Below are 20,328 nucleotides of genomic sequence, written 5' to 3'. Positions count from 1 at the left end.
CCGATGCTATGCCACGGGGCCGAGGACCTTCAGCGCCAGTGCTTGGATATCCGGTGCGGTGGTAAAGGCCACGTCAATGGTTTGTTGCGTGTCTTCACAGCTATGCCCCTCGTCCAAGGGCTCGGTAATTCCAGAGACCAGCCCCACGATGGTCTGCCGGCCATCGACATCGCCGTAGACAGGCCCGCCGGAATCCCCGACGGCGCTGCACACCTCCGCCAAGGCGGCGTTGGAATCGTGTTCTAGGCCCTGATAGTTCAGCTGTGTGGAATCCACCGAGTTTTTCAGGTTCCCACAGGTCACAATGGTGGAACTGCCTAGCTTGCACACCGCATCCGGCAATTTGTCTAGCTGCGTCGCCACGGTGGTGGCTACCTCGCCTGGGGTGAAGTAGTCCGCGTCGCGGTACAGCTCGATGAAGGCAACGTCCAAGTGATTGGTCTCCTCGGCAAAGAAGTCCGAATAGATCACCTCGCCTACTGGATCGGCTGGGTAGGCAAAGTCACCCTCTTGGGTTCCGGCCCAGACCTTATCGCCAGGTTTGCCGCAATGGGAGGCTGTCACGGCGATGGTGCGGCCATCGGCAAGCGCGAAAGACCACGCCGCGGTGCAGGACTGGAAGTTAAAGTACTCGCCCGGCTGCGGGTCACTCGTGGTTAAATTCAGCGCGGCGCCTGGAGGTACCGGCACCACCGCGGGCTCATAAAATTCATTCGGCGGTGCCGGCGGTGGTGTGTCAGTGGATTGCGCAACCACTTCATCCGGCTGCCGGGCAGCATCGGTGCTACACGATGCCACCATAAACAGCCCTGCTGCTGCCAGCAGGCTACTGGCTATCCGTACCCGCGTCACCTGCAGAGTCCTTATCCTGTTCTTCCTTATCCGCCTCTGCTTGTGCTTTTAAATCGCGGATGAATTTTTCCGGATCGAATTCGGTATAGTGCTCCGGTCCAGCGAAGTTTTCTAATGCCATGTGGTGGCTACACCTCCGTGTTCTTGATGCTGGAGGTAATAAAGTCCTTGACCGCTGCAGCATCGTTGGGCAGATCCGCCACGTGGCGCTCCGCGCTCAGGATGTCAGCAAAACGCTCGGGTGGCTGCGGTGCGCTCCCGATGGCCTCGGTGATGGTTTCGCTGAATTTTACCGGCAGTGCCGTCTCTAAGCAGACGATGGGCGTCGTCACGCCCTCTTTTTGGGCCGCCCGCGCCACCTTGATGCCATCGGCCGTGTGCGGATCCGCCAGGTAACCATAACGTTCGTTCACATCCTTGATGGTGGCAAGGCGGTCATCATGGGTGGAGGAACCGGACAAAAAACCGTAGTCTTCACGCGCGGCCGTAATGAGGTCTTCTTCAAGGTTAAACCCGCCTTCTTTGACCTTAGTGCCAAAGAGATCCGCAACGCGCGCAGCATCGCGGCCTAAAAGATCGAATGCAAAGCGCTCGAAATTGGAGGCGCGGGAAATATCCATCGACGGCGATGAGGTGGCCATGGTTTCCGCGGCTGGGCGCGGGCGGTAGTTTCCGGTGCGGAAGAACTCATCCAAAACGTCATTCTCATTCGTCGCCACGATGAGGCGATCGATGGGAAGGCCCATGCTGCGAGCGATATGCCCGGCGCAAATATCGCCGAAGTTACCGGTAGGAACGCTAAAGGAGACCTTTTGCTCGTTATTATCGGTGACCTTGATCCAGCAGGAAATATAGTAAACCACCTGGGCTAGCAGGCGCGCCCAGTTAATGGAGTTGACCGCACCGATGCGGTAGTTGGCCTTAAATTCCGCATCGCTGGAGACGGCCTTTACCACGTCCTGGCAATCATCAAAGACACCGTCGAGGGCGATATTGAAGATATTCGGATCATCCAAGCCAAACATTTGCGCCTGTTGGAAGGCGGTCATGCGCCCGGCTGGGGTCAACATGAAAACGCGGATGCCGTCGCGACCACGCATGGCGTATTCGGCGGAAGAGCCGGTATCGCCAGAGGTAGCGCCCAAAATATTCAGCGTCTCCCCGCGGCGGGCAAGCTCGTATTCAAAAAGCTCGCCCAAAAGCTGCATGGCCATGTCTTTAAATGCAGCGGTGGGCCCCTCAGAAAGGTGACCGATAAAGAGGTCATCTCCTAGTTCAGTGACGGGGACGATCTCAGGGGAGGCAAACTTCGGGCTGGTATATGCCCGGGCGGTGATTTTATCCAGATCTTCCTCTGGAATATCATCGATGAACAGCTTGATGACCTCGGCCGCAAGGGCGGCATAGCCGTCGGTTTTAGCCACTTCACGCCACGCATCCAGCGTGGCGGAGTCCAGTTGCGGGTAGGTTTCAGGCAGGTATAGGCCACCATCGGGCGCGAGCCCTCCTAAGAGGATATCCGTAAAGGATGCGGGCTGGCCGGTGGTATCACGGGTCGAAATATACTTCACAAGATGAATCCTAGTAGTTAACGCGTAAGGTATCAGCCATGTCGCAGCCAAATCCAAGAGAAGTTATCACAACCCAGGCGTTAATGATTTGGGTGGCGGCCATGGCGGTCTACCTCGTAGCCATTACCGGGCGGTCTTCCTTCGGCGTAGCCGGACTCGATGCTATCGAGCGCTTCGACGTCGATGCTGGGCGCATCGCGGTATTTACCTCCGTGCAATTGGGTGTCTATGCCATCGCGCAAATCCCCACCGGCATGCTGATCGATAAATTTGGCCCCCGCATCCTGCTCGTGGTGGGCGCGGTCATTATGGGCGTAGGCCAGGTCATGCTCGGCTTTACCAGCAATTACGGGGTAGCCATCTTCGCGCGCGTGCTCATCGGCGCCGGCGATGCCACGGGCTTCCTGTCGGTAATGCGCATCCTACCCTACTGGTTCCCTCTACACCGCACGCCGATGTTTACCCAGGTGACCTCCTCGATTGGCCAGATGGGCCAATTCATTTCCGCCGTCCCCTTCCTCTGGTTGCTCGGAACGGCGGGATGGACGGCAGCATTCGTAACCTTGGGTGCAGTAGGCATCCTCGTCGCCATTGCCGCCGCAGTCGCGGTCGCTGACTCCCCAGAGAAGCTCGGGGTTATTCCGCTGGAGAAGGAACCACCCAATTCCCAGGGCAGCAGCATCGGCGCGCGCTTGAAGGCGGTCTTTACCTCGCCCATCGCCTGGCAGGCATACTTTATTCACTACAGCGGGATGTTGCCGCTGATTGTCTTTGTCATGCTGTGGGGCATGCCCATGATGACCCAAGGCATGGAACTATCCAAGGGCAAGGCCAGCCTCGTGCTGACCCTCTTGGCGGTATTTTTGGTTCTGGTCGGACCCTTGCACGGCCGGATTTCCTCCCGTGCGCAGAATATCCGCCCGTGGGTCGCGCTCGGGTTCGTCAGCCTGCACGTGCTGACCTGGGTACTATTCTTCGCCTTCGGCACCGGCGGGGGTTTGGCAGCCATCACTGCGGTCTCCTTTATCTTGGCGCTGTGCACGCCGACGGCGAATTATGGCTTCGACATCATCCGCGAGAACATGGACCGCTCTGTCGTCGCTACCGCAACCGGCTTAGGCAATATGGGCGGGTTTACCTCCGGCATGTTGGGTGCGCAATTATTCGGCATGGTCTTGGATCACTCTGCCGATGCCCCCAAGTACTCCATGCCCGATTTCACTTCCGCAGCCCTCGCCGTTCTAGCCGTATGGCTGTGCGGCATGGCCGGCGTCGTCATCACCCACATCCTGCGCCGGCGCGGTGGCTATGCGGGGCCTTCGGTGCGGATCGTGGAAGTTACCTAGCGGCTTTATTGAGGCCTTTCGGCCTCATCTGTTGCTATCTCCGTCGCGCCAGTCTCCTCTGCCTCTGGGTCCAAGATAAATTTGATAGTTCCTTCTGGATACGCGAGGAACTCCCTGGTGGCAGCCACAGCTTCGGCCTCATCAAAGGAAATGCGCTGGAAGCCGGTATCATTTAATTCCACGATATCGGCATTGGGGCAGCCCAGTAATATCGGTGAATGCGTAGCGATAAATACCTGCGCGCCGCGGTCAACGGCTTGGGCGATTTCAGCGATCAGCGCCAATTGCCGGACTACGGATAAGCCCGATTCTGGCTCGTCCAAGATATATACTCCCGCGCCATCGACGCGCTCATAGAGCACATCGAAGACGGATTCGCCGTGCGAGCGGGCCTGCACATCCACCTGGGTAGGCAGGGTGGAACGCCCGCCGGATTCCTCCGGGGATTGCTCGCGCGTCAGGAGGTATTCGTGGGTTTCTGCGCGCAGGAAGTATGCCCGCTGAATAAGCCCCGTGCGCTCGCAGGCCACCGGGCTTAACGGCACGATTGCTTCCGGATCCCCCATTCGGCCACCCTTGGGAGAGCACCCAAGATCTGTTGCCATGGCGGCCAATAGGCTGGATTTTCCTATACCGTTATCACCGACGAAAATCGTCACCGGGCGGGTAAAGGAAAAACGCCTTAAATCTGCCAGGTAATCGAAGACTGGCAGGCTGCGGCGATAATCCCGCGGCATGGATTTCAGGCGGACGGCATCAACCAACATGCTTGGTACTTTAGCAGCAGCGGCGGTGCTTGGACGGGGTCTTCACGTTATCGCCGCGCTATTGCGGTTGCTAGCTCGAATGCGGACTTGAGGTGCAGGATTAACGGATCCCCGGTTGCTGCTTGGGCAATGGTCTCTGCTGGAACCGCATTTACCGCAAAGGTAATACCTAATCCCCCGCTAATAGGAAAGACTATGGCTGCGGCCACCGCCGCGGTTGTAGATAACTTATTGTTGATTGTCATCGTCTCCTCCAGTCCCTCGGTAACGCACACCTTGAATCGTTACCGTTTCGTTATGGGATAACTTTAGGGAGACGAGCTGTTAAGGCCATGCCCTCAGTCTGCCGGTTTCCTGAAACTTCATGGGGCGTTCCTCGGCTGGAATACGCCCAAGCGGCTGCCCCAGCCGATGCACAGGCTGTGGTCTAGGCAGAGTCTGGTACCGACCTAATTCGCCGGGGCGCTTTCAGCCACGATGCCATCGCTGGCTGGGATGACAATTCCTTTTTCAAAGGCGCCGATGATGGCCTTTTCATCTTCTTCATCCAGCTCGCCAGAGGCCACGGCGCTCTTTAACTCGCGCTCTAGATACTGCCGGACATCTGACTTTCCGGATTTATTCTGGATAATATCGCGCGGCACCGATTCCAGGGGAATCCCCAACGCCTTTGCCAGCGACATCACGCGATTGGCCTCTGAAGACGCATCGCTTCCTACCGCACCATTCACCTGGGCGGGCGCTTCTTCTTGCACCACTCCCCCGGCTACGGCATCTCCCACGGTCATCGTCCCTTTAGGCGGGTGATGGCGACTGGTTGCCCACGTGCCAACGACGACGGCGATACAGCCCCAGAGGTAGATAAGCTTCCTGCGGTGGGCTCCCGAAGATTTAGCCATGGTAATCCGAGTTTCCTCCGAAGAAGCCATAACCATTGCCGCGCGAGGAATTACCATTGCCGCGTTCATTCAAAATATCAATGAGCGAGCGGATCGTGGCCTCCCCAATGCGGTCGCCGCGCCCGCGCGAGCGGGAGTCCGCACCGCCCTCTCGGCCAAGGTCGTCTTGGTGATGCGGCGCGTCGAGATTCTGCCCGCCGCGGGATGCGCCTGTTTGTGGGACCGAGACCTCAATGGTCAAGGTGGTGCCATCTAATTCTAGGGCGTCATCATCACGGACTCCTGCCGCGCGAGCGGCAGAAAGCAATGCGGCCAATTCTCCAACCGTGGCGGAGTCCACATCGAGCTGCAGCTGAAATGACATAACCAAAGATCCTTTCTCTAACTTATTCCTACTCTAGGGCGCGATACTTCAAAAGTTAAGGGAATTAGCGCTGTATAGACCAAGTTATGCGGCAACTTTAAGAATGCTCGAAGGATTCCTCCTCTCCCCAAAAGACTTCATCGACCACCTTGCGTGCGTGCCGGGTCAGTTTCAGGTAGGTATCTAGGAAATCCTGGTTATCCTCCGGCGTCCAGCCGGCCGCGCCGGCTACTTGAGCCAATTGCTGGCCCGGCCCAGGCAATTGATCCACACGCTTGCCGCGCACCAGCACCAACGCGTTGCGGGCATCCGTTGCCATCAACCACGCATCCCGCAGGTCACTAGTTTGATCGGCGCTTAAGATACCGCTTTCTTCCAGCGCCTCCAGCACCGGTAAGGTTCCTGGTTGCCGCAGCTCGGGATATTCGTGCCCGTGCATCATAATCAGCAGCTGCACCGTCCACTCAATATCGGTCAGGGCCCCGCGCCCCAGCTTCGTGTGGGTGGTGCGGTCGGCCCCACGCGGCAGGCGCTCATTATCCACCCGAGCCTTCATGCGCCGGATGGCGCGAATGGTGGACTGGCTTGCACCGCTATCCGGGTAACGGTATTCATCGATCATCTCCATAAAGCGCTGGCCCACTTCCTCGTCTCCGGCGATGAAGGCCGCGCGCAGCAGCGCCTGCATTTCCCAGGCCTCGCCCCACTCGCGGTAATAGCGCTTGTAGGAGGCAATGCTGCGCACCACAGCACCCGAACGCCCCTCTGGGCGCAGGCCCAAGTCAACGTCCAAAGGCGGATCCCCAGAGGGCTTGGCAAGTCGACGGCGCAGCTTATCGACGACCCCAATGGCCCACCGCATAGCCTCGCCTTCATCGTCTGCAGCCTCAGGCTCTGCCACAAAAAGAACATCTGCATCGGAGCCGAACCCAAGCTCACGGCCACCGAGCCGACCCATACCAATAACCGCAATGCGCGCCGGCGGTTCCGCATCCTCGTGGTCCATCCGCCAAGCCCGCACCTCAGCGCGCAGGGCGGCTTCCAAGACCGCGTTCCAGATGGTCGACAGTTCTTGGCACACCTGCTCAACAGGGATGATTCCTAGGAGATCGCCACTGGCAATGCGCGCCAGCTCCACCCTGCGTAGCGAGCGCGCGACCGCCACCGCCTTATCCGGGTGCGCATGGCGCTTGCTGGAATTAACCAGCGCCTTGGACACCTGCTCCGGCTTAGTTTCGAGCAACTTGGGGCCGGTCGCGCCATCGGAAAGCTGTTTTACCGAATCCGGGGCACTGATAATAAGGTCCGCGGTAAACGGCGAGGTTCCTAGAATATGCATCAAGCGCTGGCCGACGATCCCCTCATCCCGCAGGATGCGCAGGAACCACGACTTATCGCGGGCGGCCTCAGATAGCTTGCGGTAATTGAGCAACCCCATATCCGGATCCGCGGTGTCTGCTAGCCACTCCATCAAGGTCGGCAGCAAAATTGCTTGAATGCGTGCCTTGCGGGACGTACCGGATGCCAGGGAGGTCAGGTGCTCGAAGGCGCGCACCGGTGAGCTATAGCCCAATGCCGCCAGCTGCAGCTTTGCCGCCTCGGGCGAAAGTTTCAGCTCATCGGCGGACATGGTCACCACGGAATTAAGCAGCGGGCGATAAAACAGGCGCGAGTGCAACTCAGAAATGCGCATCCTGATGCGGCGCAAATGCGCCAACATGCCCTGCACCGCAGACTTTGTGCCCTGCGGGGAGAACCCCGAAATCACCGCGAGCCAGTTCAGGCCCGCTTCATCATCGTCTGCCGGCAGCGTGTGCGTGCGGCGGAAGCGCTCCAATTGCAGGCGGTGTTCTAAAAGGCGCAAGAATTCATAGGCCTCAATGAGCTGCGTGCCATCTTCGCGGCCCACGTAGCCTGCGGAGATAAGCGCGTCGAGGGCATCCACTGTCGAAAGCGCACGCAGGGATTCATCGGAGCGACCGTGCACCAATTGCAGCAATTGCACCGCGAATTCAATATCGCGCAGCCCGCCGACGCCCAACTTGAGCTCGCGATGTTTGAGCTCATCCGGCACATTATCTAATACGCGTCGGCGCATGGCTTGGACGTCTTCCACGAAGGAATCGCGCTGCGAAGCCGTCCAGACCATCGGCCGGATTTGCTCCAGGTAATCCTCCCCCAACGGCAGGTAGCCGGTCATCGCCCGCGCCTTGAGCAGCGCCTGGAATTCCCAGGTCTCTGCCCACCGGCGGTAGTAGGTCACGTGCGAATCCAGCGTGCGCACCAACGCCCCAGACTTACCCTCCGGCCGCAGGTTCGCATCGACATCAAAAAATGTCGTCGAGCCAATCCGGTTAAACTCCGCGGCTAGCCTGGTGGCCTTGGGCGTTGCCTCGCTGCCGACGAAGATGACGTCCACATCGGAAATGTAATTGAGTTCGCCGGCACCGCACTTGCCCATCGCCATGACGGCAAGCTGCGCATCGAGCGGATCATCGCCGTAGATCTTGCGTACCGCAACGGCAAGGGAGGCGGTAAGGGCGGCATCGGCAAGCGCAGTCGTCAGCGTGGTGACCTGCCGGAAGCTTACCTCCGGCTGCGGGCGGGATTGCCCCTTGCGGGAGTGGAAGGTACCCGCCACATCGTGCGCGGCAAGCCGCATCATCAGCGTGCGGTACTGGGTCCGCATCTCCTTTTTATGCTCACCTTCGCTCGCGCGGTATGTACCCGGCGCGCTGAGATCCTCCCTCGCGGGATCGGGAGCATCGAGCTCTGCCGCAAACGTTGCCGGCTGCGCGCCGACCGTTTCAAGCAGGCTGGTGAGCATCTCTTCTGGCTCCGGCAGGGGCTTTTTCAGCTCTTCCCACAGCTCCGGGTGGGCAGCGAGGTGATCCCCAAACGCCGTCGACGCACCCAAGAGCGCAAGAAGGCGCACCCTCACTTGCTCATTGCTGCGGATTTCCGCATCGAGCTCCGGGGCCTGCTCGTAAATGCGCACGAGGTTATTAAGCGCTAAATCTGGATCACCGACCGCAGCCAGCGTCCATAAGAGGTCAACGGACTCCGGGTTATTCCATCCCAGTTGTTCTAAGTCTTGTGCGGCATGGGACCGGCTAAGGCCCAGCGACGCCGGCGACGGCACCGTGGCAGGACGCATTATTCTCCTAGAAATTCAGGTTGTTGCGCAGCTCGACTGTAGTAATTTGGCGCTGGTAATCGCGCCATTCTTCCCATTTGGCGCGCAAAAAGAACTCGAAGACGTGCTCGCCCAAGACCTCCGCCATAAATTCGGACTTTTCAAACTCGCGCAGGGCCTGATCCATGCTGGAGGGAAGATCCTTATACCCCATGGCGCGGCGTTCCCGGTGGGTGAGCTGGTGGACATCGTCTTCCGCAGGCTCGTCTAATTCGTAGCCTTCCCGGATGCCTCGCAGCCCAGCGGCGAGGATCACCGCATAGCCCAAGTATGGGTTCATAGAGGCATCGATGGACCGGATTTCCACCCGGCGCGATTCCTCCTTGGTCAGGCGGTACGTCGGCACGCGCACCAGGGCAGAACGGTTCTGCACGCCCCACGTAGCCGAACCCGGCGCTTCATTGCCAAACATCAGCCTCTTATAGGAGTTGGGCCACTGGTTGATGATGGGGCTCATTTCCGTAGAGTGCTCCAAAATTCCGGCGATGAACTGCTTGGCGGTGTGTGAGAGCGAAAATTCATCATCCGGATCGTGGAAGGCATTGGACTGGCCTTCAAAAAGGCTAAAGTGCGTATGCATTCCGGAGCCCGGGAGATCCTCAAAAGGCTTGGGCATGAACGTAGCCCGCACATTTGAATCCGTGGCTACCTGCTTAATAACCCGCCGGAAGGTCATAATATTATCCGCCATGGTCAGCACATCGGCGTGGCGGAGATCGATTTCCTGCTGGCCCGGTGCGGTTTCGTGGTGGCTAAATTCGGTGGCGATGCCGAGTGATTCCAGTGCCAGCATGGCGCGGCGGCGGAAGAGCGGCGCGGTATCGTGCGTCGCTTGGTCGAAATACCCGCCATTATCGGTGGGGACCAGGTCTGTCAGTTCCTTGCTGTGTTCCAGCAGGTAGAACTCAATTTCTGGCGAGGCCATACAGGTAAATCCATCATTGGCCGCCTCGGTAACCTGGCGGCGCAGGATATGGCGCGGATCCACCACGGAAGGCTGACCATCCGGCTGCGCAATATCGCAGAACATGCGCGCCGTTTGCAGGTCCGGCTCGTTGTCATCAAAGGGCAAAATTTGGAAGGTGGAGGGATCCGGCAGCGCAATGGTGTCCGATTCAGAGATCCGGGAAAACCCTTCTACCGAAGAGCCATCAAAGCCAATCCCCTCCTCAAAGGCGGATTCGAGTTCGGAGGGGCTCATCACTACGGATTTGAGGGCGCCCATGATATCCGTAAACCACAAGCGGATAAAGCGGATATCGCGTTCCTCAACGGTGCGTAAGACGAATTCGTGTTGGCTATTCATGCCCTAAACCTTACCGGCTCACCGCTAGGCAGTGTGCAGTTCATTAGTCAATTTCCACATGGTCAGATTCGCAGGTCGCCAGAGTATTCAGGGGGTAGCTAGCGGGGGTTAATGCAGCAGGTATGGCTTCGCGCACGTGATTTGCTAGTGGGGCAAGCGAACACCTGTACAAGCTTTCTAAAGGAAGAAACTAGTATGACCTCCCACGTTGATGAACTTTCTGCCAGCGTTATCGATGCCGTAGTGACCGCCGCCCAATACGGGTGGTCCCCGGACGATTTACGCCACATCCTTGGTTCTTATTCTTATCCCCTCATCTACCGCGCTAGCCCGCACGTACCTGCCCGCATCACCTCACCCGTGCTGCGCAAAGCGTGGTTGCAATTAGAAGCCCCGCAAGAAAACTTCATTCCCCGCGATAAAATGCGCGCCATCATGAAAGAGCTGGTGCACCTGCCACGTTTGCGCGATACCGAACTTTTAGCAGGCGGCGAGTTGAGCCAGGCTGGTGACTCTAGCGATAAGCAGGACAAAATCCGCCACAAGGTCTTGGGGCTATTACGCAAGGCAGAATCCACGTCCTTTGCAGAAGAAGCAGAGGTACTCATTTCCAAGGCGCAGTCGCTGCAGCAAAAATATCGCATCGAAGATCTCTTAACCGTTGACCAACCGCGTCTCATTTCCCACCGCGTGCACGTTCACCCGCCGTATATCAAGCATCAGGTCACCTTGTTAGGCACCAATCGCCAATGCCAATGGGTGCACCACCCTCCTCATCCACGAAAAGGGCCTTGCCTGCATCATCGGCGCGCCCGAAGACGCCGCGCACTGCGCCGACCTTTTCTCCTCCCTGAACCGCCAATGCGATTGGTACATGCGCAATAGTGAAGGGGCCGAGTTTGCAAGGGCGACACAGACCACCGCGGCCTATCGCCGCAGCTTCCGTCTTTCCTATGCCGCCCGGATCGGGGAGCTGCTGCAGCTGGCCAATGAAGACGGCATCGAAGAAAAACTCGATGAGTCTCCCTATTGCAGTCACCACGCGGAGCTCATCGCCACTCAGACGCTGCCTGCGCTCCAAGCGCGCACCGATCATGCCGAGGAAACCCGAAACCGCTTATTTCCCAACCTGACTACCTCCTCGCTATCCATGAATAGTTTGCACGGCATCACTGATGGCATCACGGCCGCGGAAAAGTCTCACTTGGGCGGGCCTGCCGCGGGCATCGATTCTTAATACCGATGGCGGGTACGCCGCGGCCTGCTCTGTCCCCTTTCAGTCCCGTGGTGTCGGCGGCTCATTTCTACCTGTGCGCACAGCAAACGCTGCGAAATTTTTCAGGCGCGTGCTGCGCGTCACGGGTAGGATCACAGGTGAAATTAATTGTTGTAAAAGCTTAAGGGTATGTGAATGTCAACACAGACTTTCCTGGAAGTAGAAGCGAAATTCGCCGTAGCAGAATCGACTCAACTACCTGAACTCACTCGACTCGAATCCGTTGACCATATTGCAGAAACGCGCCACCACGCTCTATCCGCCATTTATTACGACACGGAAGATTTACGTCTAACGCACGCCAAAATCACCTTGCGCCGCCGCACCGGCGGCAATGACGATGGCTGGCACATCAAGATCCCCAGCGGGGGTGGCCGAACCGAGATCCATGCCGAACTGGGAGAACCGGTAGACGGCAAATACGAGGTGCCCCAAGAGCTTGTAAAGCAAGTGCGCTCTATCGTTCGCCACAAAGAGTTAAGCCCCATTGCGCAGGTGGATAATAACCGCACCGAGATGCTGCTTGCGAACGAGCACAATAATCCTGTCGCGGAATTCTGCGATGACCACGTCACCGCCTTTTCTTTCCTGCCCGGCGGCCAGCAGCAATCCTGGCGCGAATGGGAAGTGGAGCTTGCCGGTGAGCTTCCAGGCACCGAAGAAGGAAGCCAGTTCATCCGCCGCGCGACTTCACTTCTCATCGGCGCTGGGGCTCGCGTTTCTTCGTCCCCGTCTAAGTTGAAGTCGGCCTTGGGAGATTCCTACAACAATGCTCCCCTACCACCAGCACTCGTAACCCCGGATGTTGATGAGGATTCCCCGGCAGCAGCGGTGATTGCAGCGCTGCAGGCTAACCGCGACAAGCTCATTGATTACGATCCGCGCGTTCGCCGCGATGAGTGGGACTCGGTGCACCAAATGCGTGTGGCCACCCGCGAGCTGCGCAGCCACCTACAGACTTTTCACGGCATCGTCGTCGGCCCACAGATTGAAAAAATCGAAGCTGACCTCAAAGAACTCGCCGGCATTTTGGGCGTAGCCCGCGATGCAGAGGTCGTAGAAGAGCGCTGGCAAGAACTCCTGGAGTCCGAGGACTCCGATACCTTAGATGCCGCCACCCGCGAACACATCTCCCGCGACATGGGTACCGCCTACCGGCGGGCGCACCGCAGGGTTATCGCCGCGCTAAATTCTGAGGAATACCTCGAATTACTCGAGTCCCTCGACCGCCTATTGGCGGATCCCCCTACGTCCGGTTCCCAGTCCACAGAAGATACCGATAGTGATGACGATTCCGCTGTTGTGGACGCGACTGAGGAAGCGGCTGGGGATACAACCGATAATTCAGTCGAAGAATCCGCACAAGCGCATGCTGCAGAGGAAAAATCGGCCGTTGAAAAGAAGACGGAAGAACCGTCTAGCGCTGGCGACGCGGAGGCCGAGGACGTCGATGCCGTGATGGCGCGCCACCTAGAAAAGGCCTATAAGAAATTGGTCAAGCGGCATAAGAAGGCCGTGGACAATTGGGATAACGCGGAGCTTTCGCTGCACGAGCGCGAGGATTATTTCCACGATATGCGCAAGGCTGCCAAGAAGCTGCGCTACGCAGCAGAGGCGGCTGGTTCAGCAACGAAGCTAAAGACCAAGCGCCTGTACAAGGCCTGCAAAAAGATGCAATCGGTCTTGGGGGATTTCCAAGACTCGGTTACCTCGCGGGATAAGTTGCTCGAGCTATCCCAGAACGCGCACCGCCGCGGGGAAGATACCTTTGGCTACGGCCTGCTGTACCAGCGCGAACGCGCCATCGGCCTTTCTGCTTTGGATGATTACAACGAGTCTTTCAAGGACATCAAGGCCGCGTTTAAGCCGCTGCGCAAGAAGCTGAAGAAGTAGCGCTGCCGCGGCACCAGCTGTGCCGCGTTAGGCCGCATAAAGGGCAGTCAGATGGTGGTTGGGAAATTAACTAGTCCCAGCCATCATCTTCCTTTTCTGCGGTATCGGCTGCCTTGGTGCGAGCGCGCGCGATTTCTATGGCGTGCTCGGCCTCTTCGCGGGTGTCGTAGGGGCCCATGCGGTTTTCCCAGCCGGATACTTTTCCTTTGCTGACTTCTTTGGTGGAGGGGTCGTAATACCATTTCTCATCTGCTGTGGTCGCCACGGTAGTCCCTTTCGTCTATATACTCTGGGCAGCACGTGTGCGCCGCCTGTTTGTGGTTGGTGCCCACACTACCCATGCACGAAAACACACGCCCGCTAGAATATGAGGGCAGTATTTCTTTTGATGCCTCCCCTGCTCTCTCACGCGGAGCGAGGGAGCCGCTTTATCGGCTACTTTGTCCATGGCGCTAGCCCGCGCCACGTAGCCGCGTGATTTTTATCCGCCGAATTGGAAAAGGAGCTTTTGCCTTCATGCCACTGTGGTCGACGCCTAAGTCCCCTATTGCTGAGCGCGTTGCACAACAACACGCCTCTATCGTGGGAACGGAGCCCACCCATGTCGCCAGCGCGCCCGCGACCTGGCCACTTATTGGCGAGCATATCGATCACTATGGGGGCATCGTCGCCGCAAGCTTGTCGGATCTCCGCGCAGCAGCGGCCGTCAGTTCGCGCACGGATGGCATCGTTTCGGTCCACTACATACCGGCTAGCGGGGAGCCTACGCACGATTCCATTAGCCTGCAGGAGGTGGCTGCGCTCGCTGCGGCCCAACAACCCACGACGGACTCTGAGGGCCAACCGGTCATCCCGCCCGCACCAGAAGGAGGGCTTGCCGCGCGCATCGGCGGCATCGTGCACACCATGGTCAACCGCCAGTTACTATCCCGGGAAACGGCTGGGGCGGATATCACCATCGTCAGCGATATCCCTGCCGATATCGGCTTAGGCGCCGCATCGGCGGCGGATGTTGCCGTTGCGCTTGCCTTAATGGGCCCAACCGATAACCTCGACGCGCCGTTGCGCGTGCGCGTTGCGGATGTCTGCACCCAAGCGGTGACCACCTTTGCTCATAAGCCTGCCCTTCGCGCGCGCCACACGGCCGCGCTGCGCAGCAGTGGTGACGGCGTGTGCATCATCGACTATGCCGATGGTTCGGTCACCCATGCGCCACAGGTGGTGGGCCAGGACGTGGTGGCCTTTGCCGTGGCGGTGCCCGGGGACGTTGCGCACGAACAGGAACAGGCAATTAGTGACATCCGCCAACGCCAGCAGTTTATTGATGATGCTTGCCATTCCTTCGGCACGGAGTCGCTGCGTTTATTGCCTGATGCACAGCAGCGAGTGGTGGAGTGGCTCAAAGCCGTACACAAGGTCTACGGCGAGGACGGTCGCCCCAGCATCAATGCGGCTACCGCGTGGATGGCATTTTATGAGGAAGAAACCACCCGTGTGGAGCACTTTGTGCGCTACCTGCGCTCACACCGCCGCAACGAGCTTTTCCCCATTGTCTTGCAATCACAGGCCTCGCTGACCAATATTTATGGCTTCGATTCCGCAGAAAAGCTCGCGGAGCTCGTCACGGTCCGCGGCGCGGTGGCCGCGCGCTCGGCGCACGCGGGACTATCTAGCGCCGTCATTGCTTATGTCCCCAGCAACCGCGCAGAAAACTTCGCGGCAGACCTAGCAGACGATGGGTTCCTGGTGGTCAAACTGGCCGCTGGCGAGCCAGCCAAGGTAGAAGGTTAAGGGCGAATGAGCCGGCCTATAAGCCGGATTCTGTCTAACCACGGCGCCCCAACAAGCGGAACGCCGCGCGGCGAACATCCATCTAGACCAACCGTTGCCAGTTGGTTCCAGCAGCTACCTTCAGGCTCGGGCGAGCAGCCTTAAAACGCCTGATCGGGCCCTGCGACGTGGCAGGGCCGTGATGCCTTGCTCCCGGCGGGGTTTACCCAGCCACCGCCATCGCTGACGGTGCTGGTGCGCTCTTAACGCACCGTTTCACCCTTACCTTGTGGTCCCAACTTGGGTGGAAGCGCAAGTGGAGCCACAAGGCGGTCTACTTTCTGTTGCACTTGCCCGCGGGTCACCCCGGGTTGCAGTTAGCAACCACCGTGCTCTGTGGAGTCCGGACTTTCCTCGGCGCCCACGTAGCAGCACCAACGCTGCCCGTTTGCGGCGACGCGATCGCCCGGCCGGCTCATTCGCGCTCCTTAGTCTAGCGCAGCCCCTCCAGGTGTCCCACATCGTTGAATCCATGCACCATAGAGCCACCGTCCCAGAACTCGACATCTGATAGCGCAGCCAGATCCAAAAACAGGTGTTGGAAGGTGGCCGGGCCCGCGTTCAAGGCTTGGCAGAGGAAGGATTTTATGGGGTTGACGTGGCTGACAATCAGCACCGTCTTGCCGCTATAGCGCCGCTGCAATTCCTTGCGGGCTGCGCGCACGCGACGGTTAACAGCCTGCAGCGATTCCCCGCCGGGGCACGGTGTGGCGGCATCGTGCAGCCATTGCTCGTGTATCTCCGGGTCGCGCTGGTGCGCTTCGGCTGCGGTCTTTCCTTCCCACTCGCCAAAGTCCACCTCGCTCAGGCCCTCTTCGGTCACCACGTCGATATCGCGGCCATGCGCGACGGCGGCCGCCGTTTCCTGGCAGCGCTTCAGCGGCGAGCACACGATGGCGTCGATGGTGGTACCGGCAAGGGCCTGTGCGGCGGCGAGCGCCTGCTTTTTACCCAGTTCAGTAAGCTCCGGATTGGCGCGCCCTGAGTATTGCTTGGCGGCAGACATTTCGGTTTGCCCATGGCGCAGCAGGATAAACCGGGTTTTATCGTCGCGCTCGCCCAGCCAGTCGGAAGGGTGCGGCGCGGAGGTATCCCACTCTTTCTCGCCCTCGACAGGCGTAGACTCACCCGGCGCGGCTGCGGACGAAGGCTCGGCGGCAGGCTCATCGGCATCGCTCTTGACGATGCCCACCTTATGCCCCGCCGCGGCCGCGTCCATCGCATCATTGGATAGGGCATCCGCCACCTTATTTTTCGCGCGCGGGACCCAGTCTAGGCTGAAGGAAGAAAACCCGTCGATATGAGTGCGGGCCTTAAGGGCCAGCTTTTGCATATCGGGGTGCTTGATTTTCCAGCGCCCGTTGATCTGTTCCACGACGAGCTTGGAATCCATATAGAACTCCACCTCGCTGGCACCTAGCTCGGAGGCTGCCTCGAGCCCGCGCAATAAGCCGTGGTATTCGGCCACGTTATTGGTGGCCTTGGTACCTACCACATAGACGATTTCGCGCAGGATGGTTGCGCCATCCGCGGCATAAACGACGGTGCCTGAACCGGCTACTCCGGGATTGCCGCGCGAGCCGCCATCGGCGTAGATGATGACCTTCATGATGCCAGGCGCACCAGGTAGGAACCGCAGTCGCTGCACTGTGGCAGCTCATCGGCAGGCGCATTGCGCACGGCGTTTTTATCGGCGGGTGGCAAGACGATGAAGCAGCCGCCGCAGGCCCGGTTGGCCTTAAACTGCGCGGCGCCAACGCCGTTTTCTTGCCGCTGCGCGTCGTATTCCTCCAGGACATCGGAGGGCAGCTGTTCGCGCAAATCCGCGATGCGCACGGCGGGATCGGGCTGGTTATCCGCGGCCTCTTGGGCGGCGTCTGCGGCTCGGCGCAGCATTTCCAGCTTGCGCTCAGAATCCGAGACGCGCGCACCGTGCACGTCCAGGTTGGAGCGCAGCGCGTGGATCTCGTTGTGGGCTTCTTGTAGCTCACTCATCAGATCCGCGATGCGGGACTTGGTGGCGTAGAGATCGTGCTCGATGTCCTTGCGCTTTTCGGTATCCAATTCGGCGCCAAGCTGGCCTTTGTCATCGCGTTCGCGCCTGCGCAGCTTGCGCTCATCGGCCTGGATGCGCAGGATTTCATTTTCCATGTCATCGACTGCCATCTGCGCGGAACCGGAGGCATCGAGCAAGCGCTTGTGTTCCTGCTGCGCCTTGTCGTACTCGACCTTTTCTGGCAGTTCCTTATCCCCGCCAATGCCTTGCGAGCGTTCCAGGTTGGCCAATTCCAGCAGTACCGGTTGTAGTTCTTGCGATAATTTCACTTATGACTCCTTTGGGTGCGCGGAGATAGTCCACGGATCAGTTCGCAGGCTAATAATTTCCGTATCTAGTTCTAATGCTGCTTCTACGATATCGCTTGCTTGCGCCGTCCAGGGAAATTCGCTGGCCCAGTGGGCTGTATCGATGACGGCTGGTCCCCCGGCGCGCAAATGCTCATCCACCGGGTGGTGGCGCAGATCGGAGGTGACATAGACATCGACGCCCAGCTTTGACGCAGCTGCCAGGAAGGAATCCCCGGCGCCGGACGAAACCGCCACGGTGCGCACAGTCTGTTCTGGGTCGCCGGCGGCCCGGATGCCCCACGCGGTCTCGGGCAGGGCATTGGCCACCTGCTGCGTAAACTCCCGCAGGGTCATCTCGCGGGGCAGCTCGCCCAAGCGCCCCAGGCCCAGCGCGGTATCAAGGTTGCCGCTTCCGGCCGTTTCCACGATGTCATAGGCGGGCACCTCATACGGGTGCGCCTCGTGCAGCGCCGCAATCAGCGTGGCCCGCAACGAGGCGGGAGCCACAAATTCCACCCGTACCTCGTCGCCGCGATGCAGCTTGCCGATGCGCCCTTCTGCAGGATCCGCGCCCTCTTCCGGTTTGAATTGGCCTGCGCCCGCGATATCGAAGGAGCAGTGAGAATAGGCGCCGATGTGGCCCGCCCCGGCATCGAAAAGCGCCTGCTTTACCTGCTCCGCACTGCCTGCAGGAATATGCACTCCCCACTTATCGATGGTCTCTGGGGCCTCCGGCACGATGGGCCGCCCCGGAGTAATGCCCACGAGTTCCGCGAGCTTATCGTTAACCCCTGGCCGGGCCTTATCGGCGTTGGTGTGGGCGGCAAAAAGCGCCACGCCATTTTTAATCAGGGCATGGACAACCTTGCCCTTGGGCGTATCGGCCGCCACTGATTCCACGCCGCGCAGTAGCAGCGGGTGGTGGACTACCAACATATCCGCGCCGAGCTCAACCGCGCGGTCCGCAACCTCTTGCGTGCAATCTAAAGCAAAGGCAACGGTGCGCACCTCGTCTGCGGGATCGCCGCAAATAAGGCCTACGGCATCCCACTTTTCGGCCAAATGGGGCGGATAGGCCTTGTCCAAAACGCGGCGCACATCGCCCACTCGCACAGCAGACATGGGGATACTCCTTTATGCTCGATTCTTGTAAATTACGCTAGTGCTATATCCTGTCTCCCGCACTACAGTACTATCTGCGCAAAGGGTTTTCGCATGACTGAATCTTCTTCTCACTCGGGTCTCTACCTCGTCTTTGTGTGCACCGGCAATATTTGCCGCTCGCCCATGGCCGAAATCATCGTTCGCGATGAAATGGAAGATGACATGCTCGATCTCCTCGCCACCGTGGATTCCTGCGGGCTCGGCGGCTGGCACGTGGGGCAAGGCGCGGATGAGCGGGCCGTGGCGGAGCTGCGCCGCGCCGGACACGATGGGGCCTCCCACCGTGCATCCAAATTGGGCGAAGAGCACATGGACGCCGATCTCTTCATCGCGATGGACTCCGGGCACTATGATTCGCTCATCGATCTGGGCATCGAGCCTGCCAAGGTCCGGCTGATGCGCAGCTTCGATCCCAATTCTCCGGAAGGCGCAGAGGTCGCAGACCCCTACTACGGCACCGAAGAAGACTTCGAAACCGCGCGCAAGAATATCGAAGCCGCCGTCCCCGGCCTGCTGGATTGGATTCGCGAAAACCACGACTAGACTTGGGGGCATGCTAAAAACGTTCCTCAAGCCTGGCTGGGTGCTCATGCTGCTTTTCGTGGTGGCATTTTCCTACCTGGCCTTTAGTGTCCTTGCCCCATGGCAATTGGGAAAGGACGATGACATTGTGGAACGCAATGAAAACATCACCCACGCCTACGAAGCCGATCCGCAGCCGATTGACCAGGTCGTGGACGCGGATGGAGCCATCTCTGGCGATGAATGGTCCCGCACCACTCTGAAGGGCCACTACCTGCCCGAGGATGAGGTGCTGCTTCGCCTGCGCCCCGCCGGTTCCGGCCCGTCCTATCAGTCCTTGGTTCCTTTCCGCACCGATGCGGGCCTGACCATGCTGGTTAACCGCGGTTGGGTCAGCGCTGAGGAGGGCAATGCGGTGCCGGATATTCCGCCTGCCCCCTCCGAAGAGATAACGATTACCGGCATGGTGCGCTCGAATGAGGCCGAGCACAAAACCGCCCCCATCACGCAGGAGGGCTACCAGCAAGTCTATTCCATCCACACCGAGCAGGTGGGCTCGCTTATCGGTGCTGACTTAGGCCAAGACTATATCCAGCTCTCCGAGGATCAGCCGGGCGTGCTCAACGCCATGCCCGTCCCACAACTCGATCGCGGCAACCACCTTTCCTACGGCTACCAGTGGATTGCCTTTGGCATCATGGCCCCACTGGGTTTGGGATACTTTATTTGGTCCGAGATCCGCGAGCGCCGCCGCCTGCGCGAAGAAGAAGCCGCCATGCAGGCCCTCAATGCGGACGCAGAATCGCTTGCCGATGCCCCCGCCTCCAGCCCCTCCGCCCACGGCGAGCCTGGAACCGAGGCTGCTACCACCGCCGCTGCCGAAGCCGATACCGCATCTCACGCCGCGGCGCTGCGCAACCGCTCCCGCTACGGCGATTCCAAGCCGGATCACTATGCCAAGCTGAAAAAGCGCCGCCGCGAGCGCTACTAACTTTC

At 59.4% G+C, this 20,328-nt stretch carries 20 protein-coding genes and 1 other RNA gene; 7 read left to right on the top strand and 14 right to left on the bottom strand.

Features of this window, described 5'->3' with window-relative positions; genetic code table 11:
- Nucleotides 1-6: 6 nt before the first annotated feature.
- Genes ABRP95_RS04780 through thrC form a run of 3 tightly spaced genes read right to left on the bottom strand, consistent with a single transcriptional unit; the run spans nt 7 to nt 2,423 of the window.
- Nucleotides 7-852 (bottom strand): trypsin-like serine protease, encoded by an 846-nt coding sequence (locus tag ABRP95_RS04780; protein ID WP_296088868.1) that lies wholly within the window; start codon nt 850-852, stop codon nt 7-9.
- Nucleotides 827-973: a hypothetical protein gene (locus ABRP95_RS04775; RefSeq protein WP_005278279.1), complete on the bottom strand. Its 147-nt coding sequence runs from the start codon at nt 971-973 to the stop codon at nt 827-829. The genes ABRP95_RS04780 and ABRP95_RS04775 overlap by 26 nt, the downstream gene beginning before the upstream one ends.
- A gap of 7 nt (nt 974-980) precedes the next feature.
- Nucleotides 981-2,423: a threonine synthase gene (thrC, locus tag ABRP95_RS04770; RefSeq protein ID WP_296088872.1), complete on the bottom strand. Its 1,443-nt coding sequence runs from the start codon at nt 2,421-2,423 to the stop codon at nt 981-983.
- Nucleotides 2,424-2,461: 38 nt separating this feature from the next.
- Between thrC and ABRP95_RS04765 the strand changes: the two genes are divergently transcribed.
- A complete protein-coding gene (locus tag ABRP95_RS04765; RefSeq protein ID WP_284769468.1) occupies nt 2,462-3,769 on the top strand; it encodes an MFS transporter in 1,308 nt (435 codons plus the stop codon).
- 5 nt (nt 3,770-3,774) lie between these two features.
- Here ABRP95_RS04765 and ABRP95_RS04760 read toward each other — a convergent pair whose 3' ends face one another.
- From ABRP95_RS04760 to ABRP95_RS04735, 6 genes are all read right to left on the bottom strand, one after another.
- The gene (locus ABRP95_RS04760; protein ID WP_284782390.1) at nt 3,775-4,536 is read right to left on the bottom strand and encodes an AAA family ATPase; all 762 of its coding nucleotides are present in this window, start codon (nt 4,534-4,536) and stop codon (nt 3,775-3,777) included.
- Nucleotides 4,537-4,583: 47 nt separating this feature from the next.
- Nucleotides 4,584-4,781: a hypothetical protein gene (locus tag ABRP95_RS04755; protein WP_284782389.1), complete on the bottom strand. Its 198-nt coding sequence runs from the start codon at nt 4,779-4,781 to the stop codon at nt 4,584-4,586.
- Nucleotides 4,782-4,985: 204 nt separating this feature from the next.
- The gene (locus ABRP95_RS04750; protein ID WP_349839024.1) at nt 4,986-5,435 is read right to left on the bottom strand and encodes a hypothetical protein; all 450 of its coding nucleotides are present in this window, start codon (nt 5,433-5,435) and stop codon (nt 4,986-4,988) included.
- Nucleotides 5,428-5,799, bottom strand: a complete 372-nt coding sequence (locus ABRP95_RS04745; protein WP_284782386.1) for a Cgl2226 family protein — start codon at nt 5,797-5,799, stop codon at nt 5,428-5,430. The genes ABRP95_RS04750 and ABRP95_RS04745 overlap by 8 nt, the downstream gene beginning before the upstream one ends.
- Before the next feature lie 97 nt (nt 5,800-5,896).
- A complete protein-coding gene (locus ABRP95_RS04740) occupies nt 5,897-8,956 on the bottom strand; it encodes a bifunctional [glutamine synthetase] adenylyltransferase/[glutamine synthetase]-adenylyl-L-tyrosine phosphorylase (protein ID WP_349839023.1) in 3,060 nt (1,019 codons plus the stop codon).
- A 7-nt stretch (nt 8,957-8,963) separates the two neighbouring features.
- Entirely contained in the window at nt 8,964-10,301 is a 1,338-nt protein-coding gene (locus ABRP95_RS04735) for a glutamine synthetase family protein (RefSeq protein ID WP_284769463.1), read from the bottom strand.
- 195 nt (nt 10,302-10,496) lie between these two features.
- On the opposite strand from ABRP95_RS04735, the gene ABRP95_RS04730 reads away from it, so the two are divergent.
- The 3 genes from ABRP95_RS04730 (at nt 10,497) to ABRP95_RS04720 (ending at nt 13,470) form a co-directional block, all read left to right on the top strand.
- Nucleotides 10,497-11,186, top strand: a complete 690-nt coding sequence (locus ABRP95_RS04730; protein WP_349839022.1) for a DUF2786 domain-containing protein — start codon at nt 10,497-10,499, stop codon at nt 11,184-11,186.
- A complete protein-coding gene (locus ABRP95_RS04725) occupies nt 11,077-11,538 on the top strand; it encodes a hypothetical protein (protein ID WP_502880352.1) in 462 nt (153 codons plus the stop codon). Before ABRP95_RS04730 ends, ABRP95_RS04725 begins: the two co-directional genes overlap by 110 nt.
- Before the next feature lie 174 nt (nt 11,539-11,712).
- Nucleotides 11,713-13,470, top strand: coding sequence for a CYTH and CHAD domain-containing protein (locus ABRP95_RS04720; protein ID WP_349838262.1), 1,758 nt, complete (start codon nt 11,713-11,715; stop codon nt 13,468-13,470).
- A gap of 70 nt (nt 13,471-13,540) precedes the next feature.
- Here ABRP95_RS04720 and ABRP95_RS04715 read toward each other — a convergent pair whose 3' ends face one another.
- Entirely contained in the window at nt 13,541-13,735 is a 195-nt protein-coding gene (locus tag ABRP95_RS04715) for a hypothetical protein (protein ID WP_349838261.1), read from the bottom strand.
- A 251-nt stretch (nt 13,736-13,986) separates the two neighbouring features.
- Between ABRP95_RS04715 and ABRP95_RS04710 the strand changes: the two genes are divergently transcribed.
- Nucleotides 13,987-15,261 carry a galactokinase family protein gene (locus ABRP95_RS04710; protein ID WP_349838260.1) on the top strand — a complete coding sequence of 425 codons (1,275 nt, stop codon included), beginning with the start codon at nt 13,987-13,989 and terminating at the stop codon, nt 15,259-15,261.
- A gap of 3 nt (nt 15,262-15,264) precedes the next feature.
- Here ABRP95_RS04710 and rnpB read toward each other — a convergent pair.
- The 4 genes from rnpB to ABRP95_RS04690 form a co-directional block, all read right to left on the bottom strand.
- Nucleotides 15,265-15,718, bottom strand: an RNA gene (gene rnpB, locus ABRP95_RS04705) — RNase P RNA component class A.
- Nucleotides 15,719-15,733: 15 nt separating this feature from the next.
- The gene (locus ABRP95_RS04700; protein ID WP_284785340.1) at nt 15,734-16,909 is read right to left on the bottom strand and encodes a bifunctional RNase H/acid phosphatase; all 1,176 of its coding nucleotides are present in this window, start codon (nt 16,907-16,909) and stop codon (nt 15,734-15,736) included.
- Complete coding sequence (locus tag ABRP95_RS04695) at nt 16,906-17,625, bottom strand: zinc ribbon domain-containing protein (RefSeq protein WP_284769458.1); 720 nt, start codon at nt 17,623-17,625, stop codon at nt 16,906-16,908. Before ABRP95_RS04695 ends, ABRP95_RS04700 begins: the two co-directional genes overlap by 4 nt.
- Nucleotides 17,626-18,768: a Nif3-like dinuclear metal center hexameric protein gene (locus ABRP95_RS04690; protein ID WP_284769457.1), complete on the bottom strand. Its 1,143-nt coding sequence runs from the start codon at nt 18,766-18,768 to the stop codon at nt 17,626-17,628. It abuts the gene before it with no gap.
- Between the two features lie 93 nt (nt 18,769-18,861).
- On the opposite strand from ABRP95_RS04690, the gene ABRP95_RS04685 reads away from it, so the two are divergent.
- Entirely contained in the window at nt 18,862-19,353 is a 492-nt protein-coding gene (locus ABRP95_RS04685; protein WP_005285561.1) for a low molecular weight protein-tyrosine-phosphatase, read from the top strand.
- 10 nt (nt 19,354-19,363) lie between these two features.
- On the top strand, nt 19,364-20,323 hold the full coding sequence (locus ABRP95_RS04680; protein WP_284769456.1) for an SURF1 family cytochrome oxidase biogenesis protein: 960 nt from the start codon (nt 19,364-19,366) through the stop codon (nt 20,321-20,323).
- Nucleotides 20,324-20,328: the final 5 nt, after the last annotated feature.

It is taken from the genome of Corynebacterium sp. KPL2895, from assembly GCF_040225815.1.
GTDB classification, from domain to species: Bacteria; Actinomycetota; Actinomycetes; order Mycobacteriales; family Mycobacteriaceae; genus Corynebacterium; species Corynebacterium rhinophilum.
The sequence above is the reverse complement of the archived record's forward strand: the minus strand, read 5'-3'. Positions and strand labels throughout refer to the sequence as shown.